4 protein-coding genes and 1 rRNA gene are annotated in these 4,458 nt (G+C 37.5%); all 5 read right to left on the minus strand.

What is annotated here, in order from left to right; genetic code table 11:
• Nucleotides 1-20: 20 nt before the first annotated feature.
• Entirely contained in the window at nt 21-491 is a 471-nt protein-coding gene (locus tag AC5YCI_RS16050; protein ID WP_496129748.1) for a transposase family protein, read from the minus strand.
• Nucleotides 439-774: a transposase family protein gene (locus AC5YCI_RS16055; protein WP_496175437.1), complete on the minus strand. Its 336-nt coding sequence runs from the start codon at nt 772-774 to the stop codon at nt 439-441. The genes AC5YCI_RS16050 and AC5YCI_RS16055 overlap by 53 nt, the downstream gene beginning before the upstream one ends.
• A gap of 207 nt (nt 775-981) precedes the next feature.
• Entirely contained in the window at nt 982-2,226 is a 1,245-nt protein-coding gene (locus AC5YCI_RS16060; RefSeq protein ID WP_496175924.1) for an esterase-like activity of phytase family protein, read from the minus strand.
• A gap of 137 nt (nt 2,227-2,363) precedes the next feature.
• Entirely contained in the window at nt 2,364-3,713 is a 1,350-nt protein-coding gene (locus tag AC5YCI_RS16065; RefSeq protein ID WP_496175925.1) for an aromatic acid/H+ symport family MFS transporter, read from the minus strand.
• A gap of 468 nt (nt 3,714-4,181) precedes the next feature.
• Nucleotides 4,182-4,296: ribosomal RNA gene (gene rrf, locus AC5YCI_RS16070) — 5S ribosomal RNA — on the minus strand.
• Nucleotides 4,297-4,458 lie beyond the last annotated feature (162 nt).

Below are 4,458 nucleotides of genomic sequence, written 5' to 3' on the forward strand. Positions count from 1 at the left end.
TAATAGACCTCTTTCATAAATCATTTTTTACTCAGCTCCAAGTTATAAATTCCAGCAATTAGATTGAATCTCAAACCAAGTCTTTTAGCTCTATTGCGATAACGTTCCGCAAGGATCTTGAAGGTTTTCAGGCTGCCAAATACATGCTCAATTGCTATTCTTCTTTTATTGATTTCCTGATTATAGATTTTTAGTTCAGGATCCAATTTACAGCGTCTTTTGGCTTTTAAGGGCAACAGGCTATTGGGATACAAAGTATAAATCCCCTGATAACCTTTATCTGCAAGAACAAAGGCTCCTGAAGGAATCTGGTTTAAATTGCGTTTGAAGAGCTCGAAATCATGTACAGCACCACGACTGGTACATAAACTCAGAATTTGCTGAGTCTTGTAGTGAATCATGGCCTGTACTTTAAAGGTATGGGTCTTTTTCTTGCCGCTATAGCTTTTCTTCTGTTTTTTTAGGCCTTTGGATTGGAATTTCTGTGGCATCCACGATCACCACATTCCAGTCTATGCCTTTGCCCTCGGGTAAATCTTTAGGTAAATTAAAAAGATTGGACCGAATCAGGCAGTCTTCAACATGACGGACAATTCTTGAGGCTGTGGGCTCTGAAACCCCGTAACTCGTCGCAACGTGAAATAAGGTTCGGTATTTTCCCGCCAATAGCTCAAACAGAGCAGAACCTGATCCTCCAGGCTTAACTTGGGTGGTCTGCCTTTGGCAGGGACATGCTTCTGCAATTGCACAACCATCAAATAGAAGGTTGACCATGAGATGCCCGTGTATCGCTTGAACTGAGGATCAGAAAGCTTGTTTGAATCGATGTATTTCATCCGCAGATTATGCACGAATGTCAAGAAATATGGAGTGCAAATATTAATCAAAAAGAAGATCATTTTTTAATTTATGAAAGAGATCTAATGATTATTAATTAATCATGGGGCTTTTTTGAATCATAAACACACCCATTACTTAGAATTAATAGAGTTTATTTGGTAGTTTAATTTGAATCATTTCATTATCATCTGCTAATTTTGCATTACGACCAGAAGATCCTGGGAAGTTATTATCATTAAAAACAGTTAAAGTAGATGCATCTTCAATAATAATATCTTCGATGGTTTGGAATGGGAAACCAAAACGCTCACCCGTCGCGATATCGCCTGCACGCGGTGTACCATAGAGTAAGTTTGGATTTGCAATATCCATAAGATCTACAATTTCCTCGCGTTCAATGACTTGCCCTACGTCACCTAATTTCACTTTGATTAGCTTCTTATAACCGCCTAGATTATTTTCTGTATCATCACGTTCGATAATAATACCTTCTGTTGGGCTAAACAGCTGGAAATCACCAATCGCTGATGCTTTGCTCTCTAGACCAAATAAATAATATTTGCCCGTATATTGTTTAGTTTTTAAATCAAACTGCGACATGATTAATTGACCAGTACTATCATTGGATAATGGTTTTTCCAGTAATGGATATAAATATTTACCATCAGGAGAAATCGCCATTCCCTCAAAACCACCACTACGTTGAACTAAAGGTTCAACATAATTGATTTGTGCCTTATTCATTTGGTTCTGTGGTGAGCGTAACTCAACACCTGCTTGAGTTGGGTGTGGAAGAGCAATAGGTGCATCTAGCAATACACCATCTTTAGAAAAATGCAGTAAATATGGACCAAACTCATCCCCAATCCAGAATGAGCCATCTGCTTCACGTTGCATCGATTCAGGATCAAAATCTGCACCTGTTAATAAACGCTCTGGGCTATTGTTATTCACGATTTCAAACGGGATCAGGCGATTAGGATCTTTGAGCTGGATAAAATCTAGGACCTCAACTTCACCGCTGCCTTTGGCTTGAGAGCGAAAGTCTGGTTTTACTTGATAAATACGCAACAAGTAATCAGCCGAGTTATCTTGAGCACCAAATCCATTGTCAGACATGGCCATATACGTGCCATCAGCATTTTTTAAAGCTGCAGAAAAACCTTGTACAGGTTGACCTGGAAATGGCGGATAAATACCATTTGCGCCTTTCACATAAGCACCAGATTCTGGTCCTGCAGCATAAGTATCAACTTTAAGCTTGGCAAAGGAAATCAAAGTGGGTTCAGTTACTGCGGGTTGTGCCTGAACATTGTCATTGTCGTCGTTACACCCAGCGAGTGATAAGAAACTCAGTGCAATTAAAGATAAAGTTATTTTTTTCATGTACATAAAGATCGCTTTAATAAACTTAGGCTATTTAAACGATTTTTTATGACAATTAAGCTGCATTTTAGTGACGATTATCTTAAATTTTAGCCATAAAAAAGCCCCCTTTTCAGGGGGCTTTTCGGATCATTGAGTTATGCTTTAGCGCTGACTGGCTGAGCAATCTCGATCTTGTCTGTATCTTTTTCATTCATAATTAAGGCAACAGCAATTGCAGTAATCAGAACAGGTAAACCTACAGCAATGAAATTGAAATGCGCTGGTAGGTTCATACCAAGTAAGCCACCAATTAAAATTGGACCAACAATTGCGCCCATACGACCAATTGCAGATGACCAGCCAATACCTGTAGAACGTACAGCCATTGGATAATATTGTGCTACATAGCTGTAAAGCAACATTTGTGAACCAATTGAAGCAGCACCAGCTAAGAATACTAAAATATAGAGCAAAGCTTGATTCGATTGAAAACCCATTAGGCTCATCACAATCGCACCCATAATACCTAAGAACATCAGTACTGGTTTTAAATGGAAGCGGTCTGCTAAAATTCCGCCACCAACAATACCTACAACTGCACCCACGTTCATCACCATCATAAACATGAGGCTATTGTCCATTGAGTAACCTGCTGCCATCATCAGCTTTGGCAACCAGCTGCTTAGAGCGTACATTGTCAGTAAACAAGTGAAAAAAGCAATCCAAAACAATAGTGTATTCACTGCACGTCCGCGACGGAATAAACTCACCACGTTAGCAGCTTCAGGTACAGCTTCTTCTGGTAATGTAAATACTGTTTGCTCTGTGACTTGAGTATTTGGTGCAATACGCTTAACAATTTCACGCGCTTCCGCTTGTTTATTTTGTTTAACAATAAAGCCCAAAGATTCAGGTAAGAATTTCCAAATCACTGGTAATAAAAATAATGGGATGCCTGCAATGAAAAACATAATTTCCCAGCCAAAGCTTGGGGTTAACCATGATCCAAGTAAAGCAGCCATTACACCACCTACAGCATAACCACTGAACATACCTGTAACTAAGGTACTGCGCATTTTTTTAGGTGCATATTCAGAAGTTAAAGCCACTAGGTTTGGCATAACACCACCAATTCCTAAGCCTGCTAAAAATCTTAAGATACCAAATTCTGTTGGATTTGATGCAAAACCACCAGCAAACGTTAATCCACTAAAAAGTACAATACAAATCATAATGACTTTTTTACGCCCGATTTTATCTGCAAGCGAACCAAAAATCATTGCACCAAACATCATTCCAGCTAATGCAGTACTTGCGAGCATTCCTGCTTGCATCGCACTTAAGCCCCAATCTTGCATCAATAATGGCAAAACTACCCCATTAATTGCCAGATCGTAACCATCAAATAAAATAATTAATAAACACCAAGCAACTACATTGAAGTGAAAAGGCGTAAATTTGGCATTATCGACAACAGAATTAATATCTATTTGTTCCGTCTTCATCGTTCTCATCTCCCATGAGTACTTGTCCATACTTAATAAAAACTATTAAGTGCATTTTATGGATTTAATATACTTATTAGATTTTTAATACACAATACGACTAAAGATTATAAATACACATATACTTTCATCTCCCTATCTGTATGTATTAAAAGGAAATATTTATAATATAAATACCTATAACTTTAGTATTACATGAATAAATAATGTTTAAAATTCATCTAATATTTACCTAATATACCGCCAATATTCACCCCAGTATTTAAATTAACTAAACAATATCAAGTTTTAAAATATCGTTATAATTTTGATTATGAATAAATATGACTTAAAAACTATAGTGCTATATAAAGCAAAAAATAAATAATTGCATAAATAACTTAATATCAAAAATATAACTTAGACATACAAATTCTATAGGCGAAAAAAAATCCCCCGATCATTGATCGAGGGATTTTTAGAATAATGAGCTGGCGATGACTTACTCTCACATGGGTAACCCCACACTACCATCAGCGCTAAGAGGTTTCACTTCTGAGTTCGGGAAGGGATCAGGTGGTTCACTCTTGCTATTGTCGCCAGCACAACTTGGATGCTTACTCATCAGGTCTTACAGATGCCTAACTTTCGTCAAATGAGTTATTAACAGAATATATCTGAGTCGTCTATTTTGTTCGTTAGCGTTAACTAAATCAAGTTGTTTGTAGTGATTTTGACTACAACACCAACTGTTTGGGTGTTGTAT

Source organism: Acinetobacter sp. CY17 (assembly GCF_059515825.1).